The organism is Polyangium spumosum (genome assembly GCF_009649845.1).
Taxonomy (GTDB): domain Bacteria; phylum Myxococcota_A; class Polyangia; order Polyangiales; family Polyangiaceae; genus Polyangium; species Polyangium spumosum.
This window is the reverse complement of sequence record NZ_WJIE01000001.1, coordinates 1,021,695-1,042,663: the sequence shown is the minus strand read 5'-3', so window position 1 is coordinate 1,042,663 and position 20,969 is coordinate 1,021,695. Positions and strand designations below refer to the sequence as shown.

Annotated in this window: 19 protein-coding genes; 11 read left to right on the top strand and 8 right to left on the bottom strand. The window is 68.7% G+C overall.

Going from position 1 to position 20,969, the window contains the following annotated elements; all coding sequences use genetic code 11:
• Positions 1 to 88: 88 nt before the first annotated feature.
• The 3 genes from GF068_RS04450 to GF068_RS04440 all read left to right on the top strand — a co-directional run bounded on the left by GF068_RS04450 (position 89) and on the right by GF068_RS04440 (position 3,544).
• A complete protein-coding gene (locus GF068_RS04450; protein WP_153817998.1) occupies positions 89 to 988 on the top strand; it encodes a hypothetical protein in 900 nt (299 codons plus the stop codon).
• 96 nt (positions 989 to 1,084) lie between these two features.
• A complete protein-coding gene (locus tag GF068_RS04445) occupies positions 1,085 to 1,894 on the top strand; it encodes a lysophospholipid acyltransferase family protein (RefSeq protein WP_153817997.1) in 810 nt (269 codons plus the stop codon).
• A gap of 102 nt (positions 1,895 to 1,996) precedes the next feature.
• Entirely contained in the window at positions 1,997 to 3,544 is a 1,548-nt protein-coding gene (locus GF068_RS04440; RefSeq protein WP_153817996.1) for a hypothetical protein, read from the top strand.
• Between the two features lie 16 nt (positions 3,545 to 3,560).
• Here the strand turns inward: GF068_RS04440 and GF068_RS04435 are convergent, their stop codons facing one another.
• The 5 genes from GF068_RS04435 to GF068_RS04415 all read right to left on the bottom strand — a co-directional run bounded on the left by GF068_RS04435 (position 3,561) and on the right by GF068_RS04415 (position 8,015).
• Positions 3,561 to 4,055, bottom strand: coding sequence for a hypothetical protein (locus tag GF068_RS04435; RefSeq protein ID WP_153817995.1), 495 nt, complete (start codon positions 4,053 to 4,055; stop codon positions 3,561 to 3,563).
• On the bottom strand, positions 4,052 to 4,405 hold the full coding sequence (locus tag GF068_RS04430; RefSeq protein WP_153817994.1) for a hypothetical protein: 354 nt from the start codon (positions 4,403 to 4,405) through the stop codon (positions 4,052 to 4,054). The genes GF068_RS04435 and GF068_RS04430 overlap by 4 nt, the downstream gene beginning before the upstream one ends.
• Positions 4,406 to 4,453: 48 nt before the next feature.
• Entirely contained in the window at positions 4,454 to 5,686 is a 1,233-nt protein-coding gene (locus GF068_RS04425) for a hypothetical protein (RefSeq protein WP_153817993.1), read from the bottom strand.
• Positions 5,683 to 7,254 carry an OmpA family protein gene (locus tag GF068_RS46865; protein ID WP_153817992.1) on the bottom strand — a complete coding sequence of 524 codons (1,572 nt, stop codon included), beginning with the start codon at positions 7,252 to 7,254 and terminating at the stop codon, positions 5,683 to 5,685. The genes GF068_RS04425 and GF068_RS46865 overlap by 4 nt, the downstream gene beginning before the upstream one ends.
• 71 nt (positions 7,255 to 7,325) lie before the next feature.
• Positions 7,326 to 8,015 carry a dienelactone hydrolase family protein gene (locus GF068_RS04415; RefSeq protein ID WP_153817991.1) on the bottom strand — a complete coding sequence of 230 codons (690 nt, stop codon included), beginning with the start codon at positions 8,013 to 8,015 and terminating at the stop codon, positions 7,326 to 7,328.
• A 155-nt stretch (positions 8,016 to 8,170) separates the two neighbouring features.
• On the opposite strand from GF068_RS04415, the gene GF068_RS04410 reads away from it, so the two are divergent.
• The 3 genes from GF068_RS04410 (at position 8,171) to GF068_RS04400 (ending at position 11,346) form a co-directional block, all read left to right on the top strand.
• A complete protein-coding gene (locus GF068_RS04410) occupies positions 8,171 to 8,965 on the top strand; it encodes a M15 family metallopeptidase (RefSeq protein WP_338046217.1) in 795 nt (264 codons plus the stop codon).
• A gap of 513 nt (positions 8,966 to 9,478) precedes the next feature.
• Positions 9,479 to 10,201 carry a hypothetical protein gene (locus GF068_RS04405; protein ID WP_153817990.1) on the top strand — a complete coding sequence of 241 codons (723 nt, stop codon included), beginning with the start codon at positions 9,479 to 9,481 and terminating at the stop codon, positions 10,199 to 10,201.
• A 44-nt stretch (positions 10,202 to 10,245) separates the two neighbouring features.
• Positions 10,246 to 11,346 carry a hypothetical protein gene (locus GF068_RS04400; RefSeq protein ID WP_153817989.1) on the top strand — a complete coding sequence of 367 codons (1,101 nt, stop codon included), beginning with the start codon at positions 10,246 to 10,248 and terminating at the stop codon, positions 11,344 to 11,346.
• Between the two features lie 3 nt (positions 11,347 to 11,349).
• On the opposite strand, the gene GF068_RS04395 is transcribed toward GF068_RS04400, so the two are convergent.
• Both GF068_RS04395 and GF068_RS04390 read right to left on the bottom strand, forming a co-directional pair.
• A complete protein-coding gene (locus tag GF068_RS04395; RefSeq protein WP_170319298.1) occupies positions 11,350 to 12,993 on the bottom strand; it encodes a clostripain-related cysteine peptidase in 1,644 nt (547 codons plus the stop codon).
• Between the two features lie 13 nt (positions 12,994 to 13,006).
• Positions 13,007 to 14,311 (bottom strand): hypothetical protein, encoded by a 1,305-nt coding sequence (locus GF068_RS04390; RefSeq protein WP_170319297.1) that lies wholly within the window; start codon positions 14,309 to 14,311, stop codon positions 13,007 to 13,009.
• Between the two features lie 381 nt (positions 14,312 to 14,692).
• Here GF068_RS04390 and GF068_RS04385 point away from each other — a divergent pair, with 381 nt between their 5' ends.
• The gene (locus GF068_RS04385; protein ID WP_153817986.1) at positions 14,693 to 15,319 is read left to right on the top strand and encodes a class I SAM-dependent DNA methyltransferase; all 627 of its coding nucleotides are present in this window, start codon (positions 14,693 to 14,695) and stop codon (positions 15,317 to 15,319) included.
• 19 nt (positions 15,320 to 15,338) lie between these two features.
• Here the strand turns inward: GF068_RS04385 and GF068_RS04380 are convergent, their stop codons facing one another.
• A complete protein-coding gene (locus tag GF068_RS04380) occupies positions 15,339 to 16,874 on the bottom strand; it encodes an MSCRAMM family protein (RefSeq protein ID WP_170319296.1) in 1,536 nt (511 codons plus the stop codon).
• A 485-nt stretch (positions 16,875 to 17,359) separates the two neighbouring features.
• Here GF068_RS04380 and GF068_RS04375 point away from each other — a divergent pair, with 485 nt between their 5' ends.
• The 4 genes from GF068_RS04375 (at position 17,360) to GF068_RS04360 (ending at position 20,967) form a co-directional block, all read left to right on the top strand.
• Complete coding sequence (locus tag GF068_RS04375) at positions 17,360 to 18,265, top strand: MBL fold metallo-hydrolase (protein ID WP_206079394.1); 906 nt, start codon at positions 17,360 to 17,362, stop codon at positions 18,263 to 18,265.
• 31 nt (positions 18,266 to 18,296) lie between these two features.
• Positions 18,297 to 19,628, top strand: coding sequence for a sigma-54 interaction domain-containing protein (locus GF068_RS04370; protein WP_338046216.1), 1,332 nt, complete (start codon positions 18,297 to 18,299; stop codon positions 19,626 to 19,628).
• A 147-nt stretch (positions 19,629 to 19,775) separates the two neighbouring features.
• Positions 19,776 to 20,126, top strand: a complete 351-nt coding sequence (locus tag GF068_RS04365; RefSeq protein ID WP_153817983.1) for a rhodanese-like domain-containing protein — start codon at positions 19,776 to 19,778, stop codon at positions 20,124 to 20,126.
• Between the two features lie 10 nt (positions 20,127 to 20,136).
• Complete coding sequence (locus GF068_RS04360) at positions 20,137 to 20,967, top strand: sulfite exporter TauE/SafE family protein (RefSeq protein WP_153817982.1); 831 nt, start codon at positions 20,137 to 20,139, stop codon at positions 20,965 to 20,967.
• Positions 20,968 to 20,969 lie beyond the last annotated feature (2 nt).

Here is a 20,969-nt window from a genome sequence, read left to right as displayed (position 1 = left end):
TCTTGGTGGTCAAACCGAACGGTTCGACGTCTCGCTGGTCGTTTTTTGCTCGCCAGAGCCCGCGAGACGCGGCAAAGATCGCGGCCAGATGCTCGGTCCCGTTCGATGCCTCGCCCTCGCCGCGGCCCTGCTCGCCGCGTGCAGCAGAGAATCGTCGACGACCACCGAGGCGACGCCTCCCGCGAGCGACGCGTCCACCGCTCCGCCGCTCGGCTCGTTCATCGCGTCGAGCCCCGCGCATCCGCCGCAGCCGAGGTCGCCCCAGCCGAACCCGCTCGGCTTGCCTCCGCGCAAGATCAAGCTCGACCCTGGGCGCCGCGTGTTCACCTTCTCCGAGCCGATGCTGACGAACGCGCGGATCGGCTCGACGCTCGTGCTCTACGCGGCCACGGCGGTCGGCTTCGACGGCGACGATCTGGTCATCGAGGGACAATCGGGCGGACCGTCGTACAAGGTCCACGCGGGGTACGTGATCCCGGTTCCGGACAACGTGAGGCCGAGGCTCAACGACGTCGTGCTCACGGAGTGGAACGGCGTGATGAAGCACGCGATCGTGCGCCGGTACGTGAAGGATCGGATCGCGGTCCGCTACACGGACATGGAGGCGCGCGCGCCGGAGGCGCTCCTGAAGGGGGTGCGCTGGGTGAAGCAGAAAGAGGGGCTCGAGCCGGGCAACTACGCGGCGCACCGGCAGGAGGGCGAGTACCGGCACGTGCTGCTCGTGTCCCCGTTCGAGGCCGGCGGGATCAAGCGCTGGTTCTGCCTGGGATTCGGCGGCGCGGCGCTGATCGCGGACGACGCGGATCTGCAGCCCATCCCGATCAAATGGAAAGGCAAGCCGGGCGCGACCGTATGGGCCGAGTGGGCGGGGACCATGCGCCGCGCCGTCGTGCAGAGCGAGAACGAGCCGGGGATCTTCACGGTGAAGTTCGAGCGAGCGGGCAAGCCCGAGGTGGTCGGCCACGGCCTCCTCATGGACCCGCTCTGACCTCTCGCGCCGCGTACCATTCCCCGCACCGCGAAGCATTTTGCGCACGTTGGCGCTCTGGAATCGCCTGCGCCGTGGTGTTAGGAAGGCAGTTCCATGCAGCTCCGAGATGCCATTCGCGTCGCGCGTCAGTGGGTCCCTTTTACCGCTCGCACGGTCGGGTATGGGACCGTCTCGCTCACGCTCGGCCCGCTCACGAAGGATCACCGCGCGAGCCTCTGGGCAATGAAGCGCTGGTGCCAATCGAGCGCGCGGGGGCTGCACATCGAGGTCGAGGCCTCGGGCCTCGAAAACGTGCCCGCGGACGGCGCCTACGTCTATTGCTCGAATCATCAGAGCCTACTCGACGTCCTCGTCCTCGGCGCCGCCCTGCCCGGTGACTACAAGTGGGCCGCGAAGCGCGAGCTGCTCAACATCCCATTCCTCGGCTGGCACCTCAAGCTCTCGGGGCACGTCCCGGTCGAGCGCGGCGGCGGGCCGAGGGTCGCGGCGGAGGTCATCAAGCGCTTCGAGGAGGTCCTGCGGCGCGGCAAGCCGCTGCTCGTCTTCCCCGAGGGCACGCGCAGCGAGGACGGCGTGCTCAAGGAGTTCAAGATGGGCGGGTTCTACGCGGCCGTACGCGCCGGCGTGCCCGTCGTCCCCGTCGCGCTCGAGGGCGCGGGCAAGCTCATGCACAAGGGCGCCATCGACTCGGGCGACGGCAGCACGATGCGCCTCGTGCGCGTCCGCGTGGGCAAGCCCATCCAGCCCCTCGCGACGGGCAAGGAGGCCGCGCGTGTCGTCAACCTGCGCGATCGCACCCACGCCGCCGTCGCCGAGCTGCTCCTCTCCCTCGGCGGCCGCGTCGCGGAGCCTCCGTCCAAGGAGAGCACGAGCCGGGCCGGCGCCTCGCAGCGCGAGACCTGACGAGCTCGCTCGCTCTTGACCCCGCCACGGAGCCCGATACCCTGACGGGATTGCCCGTTACTTCTCAGGGAGGGTCTCATGGCTTCCGAGCTTCTTCGCTTCATGGGTCGGCCTTTGGCGGCGGTGGTGGTCCTCGGCCTGTTCGCAGGTTGTGGAGGGCAGCCCGAAGGGGGTGGGGTGATCCCGTCGAGCTCGGGTGAGCCGCCCCCGGATCCTTTCCTCCCGCCCGATCCCATCGACCCTCCGATCGACGTCCCGCCGACCCTCACGTGCGACCCCGACGTCTCCGTCTCCGCCGCGGGCCGCGCGCTCGTCGTGCGGGATCCGGCCGTGCTCTCGCGCTTCAGCCTCGAGCGGGTGATGACGCAGCTCATCGAGCTCGCCGGCGCGACGGAGTCGCCGGACGTGCTCTTGCGCCGCCTCTTCGACGCGGAGAACCCGGCGGCCCAGGCGGTCTTCCCCGACGTCACGCATTGCGACGACGTCGACAATGCCGCGTTCAAGAACGACCCGGCCGTGTATTGCCCGCGCGCCGAGGGGGCGCTCGCGTCGAGCCCGGGCCTCTTCGAGCCGGGGCACCCCGACTCCTTCGTGCCCGTCGCGATCGTGAACCGCTTCGATCTGACCCCGCAAGTCGGGACGACCTGCGGCGAGTACCGGATCGTGTTCGCGAAGCTGTCGGGCCGCACGGACCCTGCGAACCGAGTCTTCCTGATCTTCGAGGCGGCGCTGCCGAACCCGCAGGGCCACGACACGCTGCTCGGCTGCCGCGGCATGGCCGAGGCGTGGGCGGCGCTCGAGGACGAGCCAACCGTCGAGGCCGTCGCCGATCGGCTCGAACAGATGTTCTTCGCCGGCCTTGCGCCGTATCGCCCCATCGTCCACCCCGACCATTACGGCGCGGTCTCCATGGACGACGACGTTTACAACGTCACGCACGGCCAGGTGCGCGTGAGCCAGCAGATGCAAGCGCCCTGGGAGATGCGCGAGTATCACCTCGAGTGGGCCAGCCCGATGAACCCGCTGCCCCCCGGCAGCACGCCGCAAGAGCTCCGGTTCGTGCCCGTCACCGTCAAGAACAACCCCCTGCCCGAGCTCTTCGACCGCAGCAACGAATCGGAGGCCGCCGTGGCCTTCCGGAGCGAATTCATCTGGAACAACCTCCCGGATCTCTCGCAGAGCGCGTTCCCCAAGGTCCGCATGCGGACGGGCTCGAAGTTCAACATGGGCCAGAGCGTCGTCTCCGGGGACGCCACCGTCGATTACGCGTCCCACGCCATCGGCGTCGCGGGGGCCGATTTCGCGTCCGAGATCCAGAGCACGATCGAGCTCTCGAACTTCGGCCAGGATTGCCCCCCGGACGATCCGCTCACGGCCGCGTCCATCCTGCACCGCGCGACCTCGCTCACCTGCGCCGGTTGCCACGCGCCGCAGCGCTTCCTCGGCCCCGAGAGGTCCCTCGGCTGCGGGCTCACGTTCCCGTCCACGCTCGGCGAGGTGCACATCGACGAGAATGGGACCCTCTCGGAGGCGCTCACGGACGTGTTCTTGCCGCGGCGCGCCGAGGTCATGTCCACGTACCTGCAGGGCTGCGACCTCGAGGCCATCATGGGGTCCCTCGAGCCGCCGACGGGCGCCATCCCGAAGTGAAGCGGGGGCGCCCCCTTCAATTCGAGTCGCACGGCCCGGCGTTGCCGGCGCCGAAATAGTATTCGGTGATCCCGTCGCCGCACGGGCATTTCACCGAGCCCATCTCCGCGACGAGGCAGGCGACCACCTCGTCGTTTGGCTCGTCCATCCCGATCGCCTCGACGCACCCGCCGGGGCCCATCTTCACCTCGAGCCAGCCGTTTGTCGTGCAGCCCGAGGCCTCCTGGCATTTCTTCGCCGTCGCCACCACCCAGTCCTCGAACGCGCACGGAAAGTCGTTCGAGCCGACGCACGCGCCGATGGGACGATCGGGGCAGAGCGGGTGGGCGTCGCTGTCGAGGCCGCTGTCGAGCTTGGGGATGCCGCCGGCGTCGAAGGTGGGGGGCCGGTCGAGGATCGAGCCGTCCGGCTCGTCGCGGATGTCGGCGTGCCGGGTGCAAGCGAGCGGCGCCGCGACGGCGCCGAGCGCGGCGGCGAGGAGCGAGGCGAAGGCGAGCTCGGGCGATTTCACTGGGCGCGCTCCTTCTCCTTCTCCGTCAGCGTCCGGAACCAGACGACCTCGTGCGCGTGCTGGGTGACGACCGTGTCCGGCTCGATCCGGATGAGCTCGCGGATCGGGAGCTCGGGATCCTTCGCGAGCTCGCGCGCCTCGTCGAAGTCCGCGGGGCGCGCGTCGTGGACCGTCATGAAGAGCAGCCGCGCGTCCTCGAATTGCAGGCGATCGAGGATGCGGACGAGCGCGAGCTCGCCCTCGGCCTCGTACCCCTCCATGGCCACGAAGGCGCCGGGTGTATCGATACGGGCCTCGGGTGGGGTCAACGCATCCGACGAGCACGCGGCCGAGAGGAGGGCGCTCGTCATTGCGACGCAGATGCTCCGGAGGTTTGCGTGATCCATCATTGCCTCCCTTCAAAATCCCAGAGAGACCCCCGCGCTCGGGGCGAGCACGAGGGCGCCGAACGGGAAGACGGCGTGCGCGGCGATCTCCACGAAGGCCGCCCGCCGGCTCTGCCACGCGAGCGCGAGGCCCGCGCCGGCGCCCACGAAGCCGTCGCCGGCGCGTTTCCACACGGTGACCACCTGCTCGAGATCATTGCCGCCCTGGTAGGGCGGGGCGAGCGGGTTTTCGCGCACGACCGTGCTCCCGCGGAGGTCGACCATGGCATAACCACCCGTGAGGAAGGTGTAGGGCCGGAGCCCCGAGCGCGCGAAGAGGTCGTCGCCGAAAAAGTGGGTCGCGCGGGCCGCGAGCGAAAAAGGCACGAACGCCGTGCCCTCGCGTGGCGTGGGCCCCTCGCCGAAGAGGGCCCAGCCGAGCCGGAGGCCGAGCGTCGTGTCGTAATGGATGAGCCGCTCGTATCCCACGACGATCCGCGTCGGCCCGAGGCCCCCGGAGAGCGGCGTGTTCGTGAGCACCGGCGTGCCCGTGTATTGAGCGCCGTCCTCGCGGAAGCACGCGTATCCCTCGTTTTCTTGCGAATGGAGGCTACACGCGCCCGCCGTGGCCACGACGCCCACGTCCTGCTCGATGCCCAGGGAGACCCAGCTCTTGCGTCGATCGGACCGCTCGCAGAAGCCCCGCCAGCTACACGTCGCGCCGCCCTCGCAATCGGCGTCCGACTGGCAGGCGATCTCCACGACGCGCTCGCTCGGGCAGCCGAGCAGCCCTGCGGGACAATCGGCCGGATCGGGGCATTTCGCGCCCCTGGCCTCGCCGGGCTCGAGCTCCGTGTCGTGCTTGATGGTCACGAGGTAGGGCCGCGCGCGGGACGCGCCCGTCGCGATCACGCGGCCCTCGGCGTCGTGGACACGGATGTAATAACGAAGGTCGCCGGTGACGGTGCTGATCTCGAGGCACGGGATCGCGCCCTCGTACTTCTTGCCATTGCGCCGGAGCTCGAGCGCCGTCCAGTCCGGATCTCCCCAGAGCCGATAATGCACGAGCACGCGGCGGGCGCGGAGCGCGACGTCGATCGGGAGCGCGATCGAGATGGGCACGGCGCGCAGGATGCCCTGCTCGGCGGTCCGCTCGAGGGTCGGGGCGTGCAGCACCTCGGGGCCCATCGCGCCCGGCTCCTCGGCCCGGCCCGCGCCGGGCGCGAGGGCGCACATCGCCGCGGCGAACGGGAGGCTCCTCCTCATTTCGCCCCTCCTTCGGCCGGCGCCTTTTCGAGGATCCGGAACTCGACGCGCCTGTTCTTGCCGCGCCCCTCCTCGGTCGTGTTGTCCGCGATCGGTCTGTCGGACCCGTAACCCTTCGGCTGGAGCCGCTCGCGGGCGACTCCACGTCGAACGAGCCATTCGACCACGCTCTCCGCCCGATCCTGCCCGAGGGCACGATTCACGTCGGGCGGGCCCGTGTCGTCGGTGTGGCCTTGCACCTCGACGCGCGTGATCTCAGGGTGCTCCGCGAGCACACGCGCGACCTCGCCGAGCACGCCGTCGCTCTCGGGGCGGAGCACGGCCGTGCCCGTCTCGAATTGCACCTGCTGGGAGATCACGATCTCCTGCTCGGCGAGCGAAGCGATGGGCGGCGGCGCGGGCTCCTTCGGCTTCGGCTTCGGCTTCGCTCTGGGACACCCGTGCGTCTCGCGCACGAAGGTCGCCTCCCCCGCGAGGCGCGGGCAAGCGTCGTTCTCGTCGGGGATCGCGTCGCCGTCGTGATCGGGCGGAGGCTCGGGGCAGCCGTGGAGGAGGGGATCTCCCGATTCCACGCCGACGAGATCGATACACGCGTCCTTCTTGTCCGGGATGCCGTCGTTGTCCCGATCCGACGGTGGTTTGGCCTTCTCCGGCGCATACCCGAGCAGCGCGAGCACGCGGACGTCCGCGCTCCCCGCGCCCCGCCCGAGGCCCGGTCCCATCGCGAGCCCGACCTCGAGGGGGCCGCCATTGATTCGATACTGCGAGGTGAGCAGCACCTGCGCGACGGTGGCGCGGGGATCGAAGAGGCGCGCGCCGCCGAGGAAAGGCAAGTCCGCCGAGAGCTCGCCGCCGAGGCGGAGGCTCCGCGCGCCGTCGACGAAAAAGCCACCCGCGAGGCCGAAGGTGAGGGACGTGGCGACGCGGGTGGGCAAGATCCCGGGGAGCGCGAATGCCGGGCGCGTGCGAAGGCCTCCGGAGAAGGAGCCATGAAGGCGTCTCCCCGTGGCCTCGGCGAGCAGGGCGAACCGCGCGCGCACGGCGCCGTCGCCGGCATATCCATCGGAGGCGGTCGGGAGCCAGAGGGACGCCGCGAGGCCGATCGCCGCGCCCCGGCCGGATTCGTCGAGGCCACCTGCGAGCCGGATACGCGCGCCGAGGCGAATGTCACCAAACGAAGCGCCGACGCCCGCGCGAGGAAAAACGTCGCCCGAGGGCGGAGCGCCGCCGGCCTGGGTGAAGGAGAAGGGGACGTCGAGGGAGAGGGTGGCCCGATAAAAAAGCGATATGGAGGCGAGGGCGTGGAAGAAGGTCTGATCGGAGACGACCGGGTCGAGCTCCTCGCGGTCGTTGCGGAGCACGAGCGGGCGGCGCGCGTAATCGAGGAGCAGGCGCGCCGAAGGGAGGAGGTGGCCCCGGACGTCGGCGTGCTCGACGAGGAAGGCGCGATCCCCGGCGGGGGCGGGTTCGAGGGCGAGGGAAGGGGTGTCGTCGGCGAGGGCAGGGCGCGGGGAAAGGAAGGCGAGGGCCGGGAGAAGGACGGCGAGGAGGCGCGGCCCGGGCTTCACGGTGGGGGACGGTAGGCGGGGGAGAGGGAGAGGGTCAAGGGGGTGTTGATGGGGCCGCGGCGACCGCAGCTTCAGCGAATCTCTCGAACCAACGCGCGCAGCGACTCCATCGCGCCCCGCTCCGCACGTTCGTCGTACGCGCGCGCCGCTGCCCGGTGGCTGAACCCGTGCGTCGCGCCCTCGTGCACGACGATTCGTACGTCCGGGCGGCCGGCGAACGCCGTCCGTATTGCATCCACGGCGCTCGGAGGCACGAAGGGATCCACGCTCCCGAAGTGGAGCCGCATCGGACAACGTATCTCGGCCGCGCGATCGAGATGTCTCTCCATCCAGGTGCCGTGCCACGTCACCACGCCGGACGCCGCGCCGTCCGCCGCCGCCCGTAACGCGTACGGCCCGCCAAAACAGATCCCGAGCACCACGACCGCCCGGCCCTCCTCCTGATCCCGTATCCAATCGATGGTCGCGCGGAGATCCCGATAAAGTCGCTCTGCGTCGACGCCTCGGAGCCGCGTCATCACCCGCGCCATGTCCTCGTACGGGGCCGGCCCGGGATCGTCACGGAAGAACGGATCAAACGCGACCACGACGCTCGCGTCGGCCGCGAGCTCCACCATCTGCGCTTCGAGGTCGGGCGCGACGCCGAACGCCGACGGCAGGATCACGACGGCCGCGCCGCGGCCCTCGGCGCGCGTGATCGTCAGGGGGAGATCGCACCCGAAGGCGGGGAGGTGTTGGTGGGTGATCTTCGTGGTTTGCATCGTCTCCGAAGGCGCGTGGCCCCCGCGAGGGGCGGGCTGGCGACGTGATCCGTGCGTATCAAGAGGCAGGGGGCGCGCGCAAGGGCGCGTTCCTCCTTGCGGGAGCGAGGCGCAGCCTCCTTCCCTCCGGCCTCGTCTGCGTGTAGAACTCCGGTGTGTCCGCCCGCTCCCCGCGCCCTGCCGACCGAAGACTGCGGAGCGCCGCGCGCCTCCTCTTCGCGGCGGCCCTCGGCCTCGTCTGCGCGGCGCCCTTCGTGACGGGCGAGCTGCCCGTCGCCGAGGCCAAGGAGGCGAAGGGCAAGGCCAAGCCCAAGCCCAAGGCCAGCAAGAAGCCCGCTGGCAAGGGCACCTTCGAGTACGGCTGCCGCGTCCAGGCCCCGCAGAAGTTCCTCGAGCGCCGCACGTTCGTCTCGGGCCGCGTCCTCGACGGCGCAAAACACGCGAAGGCGGTGCGGTACCTCGCGACCCATTACGGCAACGTCGGCGACGACGTCACGCGCAAGCTGAACCCGAAGGGCGCGCTCCCGCAGGCCGTCACCGTGCGGTTCATGGGCCTTCCCATCTCCGTGCACGCGAAGGTCGCGCCCGCGCTCGCCTGCGTCGAGAAGAAGATCAAAAAATCCTGCACCGGCCGCTCCCGGTACACGCCCCGCGCCCTCGGCGGTTTCCGCGGGGCGAACTCCTACCGCGGCACCGAGATATCGAACCACCTCTTCGGCATCGCGATCGACATCGACCCCGACCGGAACCCCTGCTGCGGCTGCGTCGACCCCTGGCCGAGCCACCCGAAATGCAAGAAGAAGGCGAAATCGCCTTACGAACGGGCGGCGATGCCGAAATGCTGGATCAAGGCATTCGAGCGGTTCGGCTTCGATTGGCTGGGACACGACGCCCTCGAGGACACGATGCATTTCGAGTTCCTCGGGGATCCAGATAGAATCAAGAGATAGGCGGCGGGCGCCGCGGGCGTCGAGCTCGCTCGCCGGGTGGGGGTCGCCCGGGCATGACTTGAAGGCGGTCGCGCGCGACGTCGAGACGCGTGCAGGCGACCTTCGGGGTTCGTTCGCTCACCTTGGAGACGTTCGCGCGTGACCTGGAGGCGCGCGCGCGAGACTTCGAGACGCGTGCACGAGACTTCGAGACGCGTGGGCGGGACCTTCGAGGTTCGAGCACTCACCTTGGAGACGCGCGCACGAGACTTCGAGACGCGTGCACGAGACTTGGAGACCCGTGGGCGGGACCCTCGAGGTTCGCTCACGCACCTCCGAGTCGTTCGCGCGCGACCTGGAGACGCGTCGATCGTGACGGTGCACACGAATTGGGTCGAGCCGAGGGCTCAAAGCCCCTCGCAAGCGCGGTGAAAGCCGCTCGTTCGCTCGCGTGATGGATGGTGTTGAAGCACACGTGTTACGTTGACAATTGTCCAGAGCTCTGGTCGCATCTCGGCCATGGTGTTGTGGCGCGTGCGAACCCTCTTCTCGTGCGGGCTCCTCGGCAGCGCGACGATGGCGCTCGTCCCGCTCGGCTGCTCGTCGGCCCGGATCCGTTACCCCGAGCAGGACGACGACCGCCCGCGCGTCCCCGCCGCCACCGCGGAGCGCCTGCGCGCGTGTGTGGATGAGCTCGGCGGCGAGCTCGAGCGCGGAGAATACACGTTCGACGCGACCGTGAAGGTTGACGAAGAGGGCCGCGTCGTGGATGTGAAGGGCAAAGGCGTGCCCCATCCGGAGCTCGCGATATGCATGCGGATCGCGCTGCGAGGCATGACCGTCCCGGAGGAGCTCCTGCGTCTGCGCACGTTGCGCGTGTCCGAAACGTCCGCGCCTGCGAACGGGCAGACGGCGGCGGAGGGTGGACTCGTCGGGCACCCTGGCGCGCTCGTGGCCGTGGTGATCGTCCTGGCCGAGCTCGTCATCGAGGCGGCCCCCGTCGCCATCGCGATCACCGCGGCGGTGGAGGTCACGGGGGAGATTGCGGAGGCGGTTCAAAAGAAGCCGAGGTGGCAAACATTGTGCGATAGAGCGTTAACAGAATGCCTGAACTCGCCTCGACAAAGCGACTGGGGGGACGTCCCCAATTCATCAAGATGCGTTTGGTGTCGAAAGCTATGCAATGAGAAGGGGTGGCCCGAGCAAGTTCCCGTACACGACGGAAAGTTCGTGCCGTGTCGTTATAAAACCAATTAGCAACGTGGGGCAGGAGCATGACGGAAGAAGAACGCGTCAATCAAATGTTCTCCGAATTTGCGGAAGCGAGCAAGGTCGTCATATTGAAATCCATCGATTGGACCTGGAGCTTTACGTCGATCGTCGACGACTACCGCCGGCTCGAGGCGGAGTTCGTGGCGCGCATGGGCGACAGCGCGTTTGGCGTGCTCGAGACGAAGCGACGCATCGCCGAGAACATTCTCTCGCTAGCGCATAGCCGTCACCCCCCCTTCGAGGTCTGCCGCGAGGCCTGGAACGATCTCGTTCGTCTGGGCTTCGCAGAGAGTTTCATAGAATATCTGATGACCTGGACGTACGCGGATTGTTGCGCGTACGACGAGAAGCCCGCGGAGGGACTCGCCGTGCTGGAGCCCCTCCTCGCGGACCTCGAGCGACAGCGCGAAGAACGCATGGCGGCGCAGCAATCCACGGAGTTTCAAGACCACTACATCGAGTACTTGGGCGACCTCCGGGACGAGCTCCGGGCCCAGCAAAGGGGTGAGCTCAGCCCGGGGCGAACCACGCGGCGTATGGACGATGCGTACCAGCCGACCCCGGAAGAAGAGAAAATCGACGAGCTCTACGACGAGCTCAGCAGAGCGTGCAGCGCCGTCTATAAAACCTTCGCAAGATCGCTGGATCGGAGCTTTGCCGAGGTCGCGGCCGACTACAAACGGATCGAGGCGGACATCGTGGGGCGCGCAGGCGAAGGCGAAGCCTTCCAGGCCTTCGTGCTCGAGGTGCGGCAAACAATTGCCGAATATCTTCTCAAGGCAGCCTACATGCTCGAACAACCTTTCCAGGTCTGCCGGGAGGCCTGGAACGATCTCGTTTGCCTGGGCTTCCGGCGCATCTCGGAACGATGCTGGATGACACAGCACTACGCGGAGTCCTGCGAGTTCAACCAGAAGCCCGAGGAGGGCGTCGCCGTGCTCGAACCTCTGCTCGCCGAGCTCGAGCGGGGGCTCGAAGCGGAGCTCGCGCGACGGAGCGAAGCGCGCGCGAAGCTCGAACCCCCGGGCGGTGCGCCATCCCCGAGTTTCTACCGAGATTGGATCAAGTCCCTCGCCAAGCTCCGCGACAAGCTCGAAGCCGAGCGAAAGGGCGACGCGGCGCCGGGCTGAAGCTCAAAGCCCCTCGCAAGGGTCGTCCCCCGGCGCATGCGGGTTCGACGTCCCCGTCCGGCACGCCTCGGCCTGGTCGAGGCACGCCTCGAAGATCCTCGACCACCCCGTGCGCTTCTCGAACGACGTCGCGCGGTACGTATCCATCAAGGAGACGCCGCTCTCCCGGAGCAAGAGCTCGAAGGGATTGCCCCAGAGCACGCTGAAGCCCCCGGGGCGCGCGCCCGTGCTCGGCTCGACGCGGTGGGCCTCGACCACGAAGGGGCTCAGGGCGTGGAAGCCGGCGAGGCGTCGATACTGGCCCCCATACTGCAATTGTGTCCCCCAGGGCTCGGCCCGCGTCCAGAGGTGCGGACGGCCGATCAACGTCAAGACCTCACGCGCCGCCGCCATCACGTCCGGGCCGACGACGACCGACCCCGCGCCGCCCGGACCACAATGGGCGGGATCCGCGAGCCGCTCGAGCAACGCGACGAGGTCCACCGACGCGTCCGAGGCCGTCGTGCGGGATCGCGTCCGATTTCGGGAGCGCCCGCCGTGTGGCGTCGAGGCCGCGGAGGCGACGATCCCCGCGCTGCCGCAGGCCTCGGCGAAGAGCGCGGTGACGTCCTCGCACGTGAAGCCGCCCGGTCGCTCGCGGCGCACCGCCGTGACCAGGCCGGCGAGGGCCTCCTCGAGCCTGCCGATGCGGCGAAGATCGAGGCCGACGCTGGTGATGGAGGTGCCGACGTACGCGCGCCCCGCGGTCGAGACGCCCTCGACGTAGGCGCGCACGTAATCGGTGACCACCGCCTCCACCAGCGTGCGCGGGCTCGCCGCCGGGCGATCCTGCGCGATGTAGCGGAGCGCGCTGTACGGGTGGCCGGCGTCCGGCACCGCCTCGCGGGAGGCGATCAGGTAATCGGCCACGCCCGATAACGACGACGCCACCTCGGCGGAGCCCATGCGGCACGTGTCGAACGCCACGACGTCGATCCGGTTCGAGGCCCCGATGCCGCCGAGGCCGGGCATCGTGCGGATCTCGGTCTCGATGACCCGGGACGCATCGGCGAGCGCGGAGGAGAGCGCATTCAGGGAGAGCCGCTTTCCTTCGCCCGATGTCGCGTCGTCGGCGAGGCCCGCGAAGCCGTCGCCGTGGCCGGTGAACGTCACCCAGTAATGGCGCGCCGGGTACATCCGGATGCCCTCCACGAGGAAATCACGCAACGTCGCCGGATCGCTGGTGTCGGTCTCGCCGAGCACCATGACGCCCGGCCCCGCGTTCTCCCGGCCCGGAGGCCGGATCTCCTCGCGGTAGATCGAATACCGCTCGGAGGCTCGGCTCTTGCCGTCATCGTCCACCTGGAACGGCGCATAGTCGCGCTGCACCAGGATGCGGAAGAGGGCGCTGCCGCCGAGGCCGTGTTGCCATTCGAGCGCGTCCTGATCGAACGCCGAGACGAGGTTCTGGTCATGGTCGTCGTTCGCTGCGAAGACGAGCCACGTCCACTCCGCGGTCCAGAGCGAGGGCGGCCCACGCCGGAGCTCCGCGCTGCTCTGCTCGACCGCCGGCGCCGTGTCCATGGCGCCCGACGAGGGGCCCTCGGGGGCGCACGCCGCGAGGCTCGCGGCGAGCGCCCCGAGGGCGATTGCACGGTTTCCACCCACGGAGCTTCGTGTCCTACCGGCCATTACGCGAGAGGCGCAGGATCTGCTGGAGCACCACCGAGGAGATGTGCGGGTTGTCGCCGCGACCGTTGCGGTCGTCCCCGCTCTCGTCGCGCGCGTCCGGGAACGCGGACATGTAGATGAAATCGGGGTGCAGCTCCTTGCTGTTCGGACCGACGCCCGTCGGCGAGTTGATCCACTCGCCGCCGAGGATCGTGCCGCGGCCGTCGAGCTCGAGCACGTAATTGAACGTGACCTCGGCCATGGGGCGGCGGCGCTGCAGCGGCGGGACGAGCAATTGATCGTTGCTCGCCGCGTAGTTGACCACCCAGATGCTCGTGCGGACCCGGGCGAAGCGGACGGCGTTCTCGTTCCACCGGTAGCTCCGGCAGCCGGCGCGCGGCCCATTGCCATTGCAGACGAGCTGCGAGGCGCGGCTCTCGTCGATGTCCTCGGTCTCGTGGATGCGATAGCGCGCGACCGGGAAGGTCCAGACCTCGTCGGCGTACGCGTAATCGATGACGAACGGCAGCTTCTCCCGCGGCCCGCCGAGGTTCGCGAGCGCGGGCGCGCCGCGGCCGAGCAGGCCCGTCAAGGCGACGTGTAACGTGCCGGGGTTCATGTCGCGGCAGACGGGGTTCGTCGGCCTGCCGACGTTGTCGCGCGTGATATCGTCCTCGGGCACGTTGCAGCGGCTCCCGGCCATCGTCGAGGAGTCGTGGAAATAGATCTCCGAGAAGAGGCCCTCGATGTCGGCCATGCGGAAGAGCACGCAGGAGCGATCGCGCTCGCGCCCGTTGCACTCCACGATCTTGTTGCCCTCCCGCCGCACGCGCACGTCTCGCATGGGCGCGCCGTCGCGCTCGGACGTGACGTAGGACGACCAGCCATTACAATGCCCCCACCACGACTCGGGGACGGTGTTCTGGTAGGTGCCGTGGTTCAGGAGCTCCCACGCGGTCGCGGGGCCCGCGACGGTGGTCGCGGGGCGGACGACGCCCGGGCCGCGTGACCGCTCGGGCCTGCGCAGCTCCTCGGACGTGAACGAGCGGACCTGCGGGAGGCGCTGCACCTCGCCCGGGTTCATGAGGAGATCGTATTTCTCGACGGGCGAGACGTTGTCCGGATCGGAGCGGAAATCGCTGTAGTCCTTGATCCGCGAATTCCAGCGGGCGGCGATTCCGTTGTCCGACATCGGCCACCAGCTCGAGGGAGAGATGGGCCGAGAGGACTCGCCGGTCGACGGCCCGTTCGCAAGGCGCAGGGCCGCGCCCCGGAGCTCGGGGTGCAGGCGCGCGGGCCGGTTCGCGTCGTTCATGGGCTCACGCCCGGGGATCCGCGGTATCAAGATTTCGTGTGTTCGGAGATACCCGGCCGATACGAATCCCGGCCGGAGCCGCGTTTCTTCCTCCTGCGCGGCGGTGAGACGTTGCGCTCCCACGAGCGCGAGTACGGAGGCGACCAGAATGACGCTTCGGGTTTTGTGCATGGCGTTCTTCGTCCTGCCGATCGTGGCGGCCGTCCGAACACCACTGCAGAGCCCGGGCCAGCGGGCTCGGCCACGAGCGTACCCTTTCCGCCCGCACCTTCGGACGGACTGTGCAGGCGGAGAGCGGTGGGGCGTGGGCGGAGGAAATTCGGAGGAAAAGAGGACAATCCGAGCTTTTCCGCGCGCCGGGCGTCGTGGTAGCAGGAGACCATGAACAAGGACGAAATCACGCAGCAGGCCGCGGCCTTCGACGCCATCGGCGAGAGGTACGACGAGGCGTTCGCGGACAAGCGAGCCCAGGTGGAGGCGACCCGCTGGCTCGCCGAGCGCCTCGGACCCGGGGAGCGCGTGCTCGACGTGGGCTCGGGTACCGGCATCCCCACGGCGAAGATCCTGTCCGAGGCGGGGCTGTCCGTGCTCGGCATCGATATCTCGGCGGAGATGCTCCGGCTCGCGCGCCGCAATGTCCCCGGCGCGAGCTTCGAGCAGGCGGACGTGACGAGCTTCTCGCCCGAGCCCGGCGCGTACGCGGGCGCCGCGGCGTTTTTTTCGCTGCTCATGCTGCGCAAATCGGACATCCCCGGCGCGCTGCGGAAGATCGTCGGGGCGGTGCGACCCGGCGGGTATCTCGTGATCGCGATGGTGGAGGGTGATTTCGACTGGCTCGAGCTGCCCTTCCTCGGGCAACCCCTGCGCGTGACGGCTTATCCGCAGGCGGAGCTCGAGGCCGTCCTCCGGGGCGCGGGGCTCGAGATCCTCGCGATGGAGGCGGTGAGCTTCACGGCGGGGGATCACGCCGAGCGGCAGCTTTATTATCGGTGCCGCGCCTCGGGGTGAGGCGTCAAGGCGAGCGACTTCAGTTCAGCGGGCACTCGCCGGCGTTGTTGGCGGCGTCGAGCAGTTCGGCGAGCTCGATCATGTCATTCCGACTCCCGGCGAGCGCCACGTTCACTGCGGTAATGATTTCGGTGGTGCTGAACTCGTAATCGACGCCGGAGTGGGCCGCGTTCAGGAGCGCCGCGACCGCCGCGCGGAGCAGGATACGCGCGGCCCCCTGGAGCCCCGACCCGCCGCCGAAGTTGAGGGCCTGGATCAGCGTACTGCCGCCGAGCGGGCTGAGAGAGGACGGCACGATGAACACGGTCCCCAGCTTCTGACCGGGCAAGTACACCTCCCACGAGTCGAGGTGATTCTTCCAGTACCCCGGCGTGCAGCCCTGGAACTCCTCCTCCTCCTCGACCGGCTTGTTGCAGAAATCGTTGTTGGTCTCGTTCTTCCCGGACGTGATCGTGAAGGTGTACCCGCCCTTTTCGAACTGGCCCTTGTAGGCGTCGTCGTACTCGGAGCTGCAGACGTCGTTCTTGGGCCAGGCGCCTTCGTATTCGGCCGTCTTCGCCTCGCACACGAGATAGTCCCCAGGCTCGAGGTTCGAGAACAGGTAGCTGCCGTCATTCCCCGTTGCCATCTTGTCGAGCTTGACGTCACCTGCGTCCAGCATGCCGTTCTTGTTGACGTCGCTGAAGAGGTAGATGTCGATGCCACTGACGGCGTCATACGTGCACATCCCGTACGCATCGGCGAGGTACTTCGTGCCGCTCTTGCTCCCGCGCGTCCAGTTACCGAAATCGAGGCCGTAGACCGCCTGCTTCGCAGAAAACGTCTTCATGTAGGAGCCGCTCGCCGGGTGCGAGCAGGTCCATCCCGTTTGCAGATCCTCGAGCACTCCCCAGTACCCCGGCGGGATGTTCTCGATCTTGTATTCGCCATTCGCGTCGGTCACGGCGGAGAGATCGCCCGCGCTGAGAGTGCCGCTCTTGTCTTTATCGACGTAGATCGTCCAGCCCGCCAGACCGGGCTCATTGGCCTCCCTCATCCCGTTCGCGTTGAGGTCGTGGAATTTGACCCCCGCCGCGGTGGCCGTCTGGTCGTAGCAGAACGACACGTACTCGATGTACTTGTCGAGAGGCGCGGAGAGGTAATCGTCCTCCCACGACTCCGGATCATAGACGTACAGGCTGGCGCCATGCCATGGGCTCTTCACGATCGCGGCGCGTACGCCCAGCGTTTGGGACGCCCAGCTCAACGAAACGCCGCCGTAGATGCTGAGCGCGACCTCGAGGGTGCCGTCGCTGTACGTGCCGCTCTTCGCGTCCGGAATCTCGAGCTCGGACCAGGTCGCGCCGACGGCCGGGTTGTACTTGGGATCGTAGATGGTTTGAAGCTCGGCGCAGGTCTTGTAAGCGTCGGACGCAGGGATCTCGATCGCCGCGACGTCCGGCGCTCCGTCAATCGCCTGACGCACCACGTCCGTCGTCTCGACCTCGACGTGACCGCTGCTGCAACCAAGAACAAGGGCCGTGAAGACCAAGGCAAAATGGCTCGAACGTCGCATCGTTGTTCTCCCCCAAGGTAGACGCCCGCCCATGCCTGCGGCGGACATCGCCGAGGCGCACAGGGCGTGGCATCGAAGCCCCATCTTCTCGTAGCGCCATGCCTTCCCGGCAACGGCGACTCGGGGCCCGATCGTAGTATGGAGAGATGCGGGCGCAGATGAGAAAGTGCCAGCTTCGCTCATCAGGGAGGCGCCTAGTCGGGCGAATGACCTCGTACGTGTATTGTGCCGACCGCATTTGTGCGTCGTTGACGGGGGGATGAAAGACAGGCGGAGGGAAAACCGCGGCGTCGCCCGCTCGGTCGGCGTGTCCGCCGGGTCCTCCAGGGTTTTACCGTTCTTCGTCGTTATAGACGACGCCCCACGAAGCACGAGGCCGCTCGTATGTTTCACATCGTGAAACACACACACCACATCCGCGCGTTCCAGGCCGGACTCCAGCCTCTTCGGCGTTGGCCCGCTCCTTGCTGGTAAGGCCTGATATCATGTTCCACGTCGAGCCCTTCTACGATCCCGCCACATTCACCCTGACCTACGTGGTCTTCGACCCCGACTCGAAGGACGCCGTCGTGATCGATTCGGTGCTCGATTACGAGCCCCAGTCGTCCACCGTGAGCACGGCCTCGGTCGAGAAGGTGGCCACGTTCCTCGAAGACAACCGCCTCAGGATCCACTGGATCCTCGAGACCCACGCCCACGCCGACCATTTGACGGCCACGCCCTGGCTGAAGAAGCGCTTCGGGGGGCGGACCGCCATCGGCGAGGGGATCCGGGAGGTCCAGGCCACCTTCAAGACCGTATTCGACATGCCCCCCACGTTCCGCACCGACGGCAGCCAGTTCGACGTGTTGCTCGCCGACGGCCAGGTGATCGAGGCAGGCACGCTCAAAATCAAGACGATCAGCACCCCCGGCCACACGCCCGGCTGCGTCTCGTACCTCATCGGCGACGCGGTCTTCACCGGGGATGCCCTGTTCATCGAGGACTACGGCACGGGGCGCTGCGATTTCCCGAGGGGCTCGGCCGACGCGCTCTACACGTCGATTCACGAGAAGCTCTACGCCTTGCCCGACGAGACGCGGGTCTTCGTGGGCCACGATTACCTGCCCGGGGGCCGACCGCTCCGCGTGTCGACCACGATCGGCCGCTCCAAGAAGGAAAACGTCCAGCTCCGCGCCGCGACCACGCGCGAGGATTTCGTGGCCCTGCGCAACTCCCGCGACGCCACGCTCGCCGCGCCGCGCCTGCTCTGGCAGAGCGTGCAGGTGAACATCGACGCCGGCCACCTGCCCGCCGAGCACGACAATGGCGTCCGCTACCTCCGCATCCCGCTGAACCTGAAGAGGCCCGTGGACGACGACGGGACCCGAAGGGAAACACGAGGAAGCTGAAACACGCGTTGCAACGTGATACGTTGCAGCCGTGCCCCGCAAATCACCCGCAAAACCGGCCGAGGACGTCGTCGCGCGTGCCCTCGAGGTCGCCTCGGGGGCGGCCCTCGTCCTCGACGCGGAGCTCCGCGTCGTGCTCGCCACGCCACAGGCGACCGAGCTGCTCGGGGTCGACATCCCGCCGAACGTCCCGGCCCCCAAGCTGCTCTGCGGCGATAACGAGAAGCGCCCCGTGGCCGAGGCGCTCGCGGAGGGGCGGTCGGTGCAGGCCATCCTCCCGCAGCGCGGGCCCGGCCGGCGCCTCGTGCGCGTGCGGTCGCTCCCCGTGACCCTCGAAACGAGCCACGCGCGGGTCGGCACGCTCCTTTTGCTCGAGGACGCCGGCGAGTCCTTCGAGGAGGGCGAGGTCCTGTTTCAGGGCATGTGGACGCAGGACCCGGCGATGAAGGCCATGTTTCGCGTGCTCGAGCGCGTGGCGGGCGACGACGTCACGGTGCTCGTGCGGGGCGAGACGGGCTCGGGCAAGGAGCTCGTGGCGGCGGCCATTCACGCGCTCTCGGGGCGGCGCAAGGGGCCGTTTCGGGCCATCAATTGCGCGGCGTTGCCCTCCCATTTGCTCGAGAGCGAGCTCTTCGGGCACGCGCGCGGGGCCTTCACCGGCGCGGTCCGCGACACGCCCGGGCACGTCCAGCTCGCCCACCGCGGCACGTTGTTCCTCGACGAGGTCGCGGAGCTCCCGCTCGAGCTCCAGGCCAAGCTCCTGCGCGTGGTCGAGACCCGCACGGTGATCCCCGTGGGCGCGCGCGAGCCTGTCCCCGTCGACGTGCGGTTCGTCTCGGCCACCCACCGCGCGTTGCGAAAAGAGGTCGAGGCGGGCCGCTTCCGCGCCGACCTCATGTATCGATTGCGCGTCATCCCGGTCTTCATTCCATCCTTGCGCGAGAGGCCCGACGACATCCCGCTGCTCGTCGAGAAATTCATGGCCGAGCGCAACGAGACGAGCCGGCGCAAGGTCGAACGTGTCGCGCCCGCGGCGATGACCATTCTCCGACGTTATTCCTGGCCCGGCAACGTGCGCGAATTGAAGAACGTGCTCGCGTATGCGTATGCGATGGGGGACGGGCCCACGCTCGCGCCCGCGGACCTGCCGCCGGAGCTCGTCGACCCGAAGCTCTCCGGCGCCGAGCTGGTTTCGCCCTCCCCCGCGAGCGAGGCGCATTCGGAGAACCCCGAGGCGCGCCGGATCCTGGAGGTGCTCGGCCGCACCGGGGGCAACCGCCAGCGCGCCGCGCAGATCCTCGGCATGAGCCGCGTGACCTTGTGGCGCAGGATGCGCGAGCTCGGCCTCGCAGAGCAGGCCTGAGCGGCGTTGCAACACGACCGGGCGAATGTTTCACGACGTTTCAACGTGCACGTCCGCAGGGTGAAGTTGCGCTGGTTCCTCGCGGGATCTGCGTGAAACGGCGCGTGGCACCCCCCTTGCAGTTCTCTCTGCCCGAGGAGAGAGCCCATGCCCACGCTTTTCGAGAGGTCCACCCCGAATCCCGCCGGTTATCGTGACATCCACCCGAAGCACCTCGCCGAGACGGAGACGGGCGCGCGGCTGGTCGACGTCCGCGAGCCGCACGAGCTCCGCGGCGATCTCGGCCACGTGGCCGGCGTGGAGAACGTCCCGCTCGCGCGAATGGGGGAGGCCGCCGCTCGGTTCCGGAAAGACGAACACATCGTCCTCGTGTGCCGCTCGGGCCGCCGCTCGGGCCAGGCCGCCGAGGCCCTCGCGGCGGCGGGTTTTTCGTATGTGATGAACCTCGAGGGAGGCATGGTCGCCTGGAACGAGGCGGGCCTGCCGGTCCGGCGCTGAGGAGCCTGCGATGCTCGCCCTCGGCGCCACGCTCGCGGTCGTCATTGGTGTCCTGCTCGGCATGCTCGGGGGCGGAGGCGCCATTCTCACGCTGCCGATGCTCGTGTATGTGCTCGACGCCCCGCCGCGCGCGGCCATCGCCACCTCGCTCTTCGTGGTGGGCGTGACCGCGCTCGTGAGCCTGTTCTTTCACGCGCGGGGCGGCCTCGTTCGTTATCGTGTCGGCGCGCTCTTCGGCGCCGCCGCGATGGCGGGGGCCTTCGCGGGCGGGCGGCTCGCGCACTTCGTCCCCGAGGAGATCCTCCTCATCGTGTTTGGCGCGACGATGGTCGTCACGGCCGTCATCATGCTGCGCGGGCGCGGCGAGGCCAAGGCCGAGAATCGTGAGCTCCGCGTGGAGCGCGTGCTCCTCCTGGGCCTCGCCGTGGGGTGTTTTTCCGGGCTCGTCGGCGCGGGCGGCGGGTTTCTCATCGTCCCTGCGCTCGTGCTCTTCGGCGGCCTCGCCATGCGCGAGGCGATCGCGACCTCGCTGTTCGTGATCATGCTGCAATCCTTCGCCGGATTCGCGGGGCACGTGGCGCACGTCGAGCTCGACCCGCTCCTCGTGGGTCTCGTCACCGCGTGTACGGCCCTCGGCAGCGTGATCGGCGCCCTCCTCGGCAAACGCGTGTCCCCGGGCGTCCTGCGCCGCGTGTTTGCCTGGCTCGTGATCGCGATGGGCCTCTTCATGCTCGGCAAGCAGCTCCCGCTGCCGATTCTCGCTGTCGTGGCCCTCGTCGCGCTCCTCGGGATCACGCGGCCCTGGGCCAGCGCATTGCCTGCTCGTCCCGCCGAGAGGTAGAA

Coding starts and splice junctions, on each gene's coding strand:
- GF068_RS04450 (WP_153817998.1), top strand. CDS start 89: ATGCTCGGTCCCGTTCGATGCCTCGCCCTCGCCGCGGCCCTGCTCGCC.
- GF068_RS04445 (WP_153817997.1), top strand. CDS start 1,085: ATGCAGCTCCGAGATGCCATTCGCGTCGCGCGTCAGTGGGTCCCTTTT.
- GF068_RS04440 (WP_153817996.1), top strand. CDS start 1,997: ATGGGTCGGCCTTTGGCGGCGGTGGTGGTCCTCGGCCTGTTCGCAGGT.
- GF068_RS04430 (WP_153817994.1), bottom strand. CDS start 4,405: ATGACGAGCGCCCTCCTCTCGGCCGCGTGCTCGTCGGATGCGTTGACC.
- GF068_RS04425 (WP_153817993.1), bottom strand. CDS start 5,686: ATGAGGAGGAGCCTCCCGTTCGCCGCGGCGATGTGCGCCCTCGCGCCC.
- GF068_RS04415 (WP_153817991.1), bottom strand. CDS start 8,015: ATGCAAACCACGAAGATCACCCACCAACACCTCCCCGCCTTCGGGTGC.
- GF068_RS04400 (WP_153817989.1), top strand. CDS start 10,246: ATGTTCTCCGAATTTGCGGAAGCGAGCAAGGTCGTCATATTGAAATCC.
- GF068_RS04390 (WP_170319297.1), bottom strand. CDS start 14,311: ATGAACGACGCGAACCGGCCCGCGCGCCTGCACCCCGAGCTCCGGGGC.
- GF068_RS04385 (WP_153817986.1), top strand. CDS start 14,693: ATGAACAAGGACGAAATCACGCAGCAGGCCGCGGCCTTCGACGCCATC.
- GF068_RS04380 (WP_170319296.1), bottom strand. CDS start 16,874: ATGCGACGTTCGAGCCATTTTGCCTTGGTCTTCACGGCCCTTGTTCTT.
- GF068_RS04375 (WP_206079394.1), top strand. CDS start 17,360: ATGTTCCACGTCGAGCCCTTCTACGATCCCGCCACATTCACCCTGACC.
- GF068_RS04365 (WP_153817983.1), top strand. CDS start 19,776: ATGCCCACGCTTTTCGAGAGGTCCACCCCGAATCCCGCCGGTTATCGT.
- GF068_RS04360 (WP_153817982.1), top strand. CDS start 20,137: ATGCTCGCCCTCGGCGCCACGCTCGCGGTCGTCATTGGTGTCCTGCTC.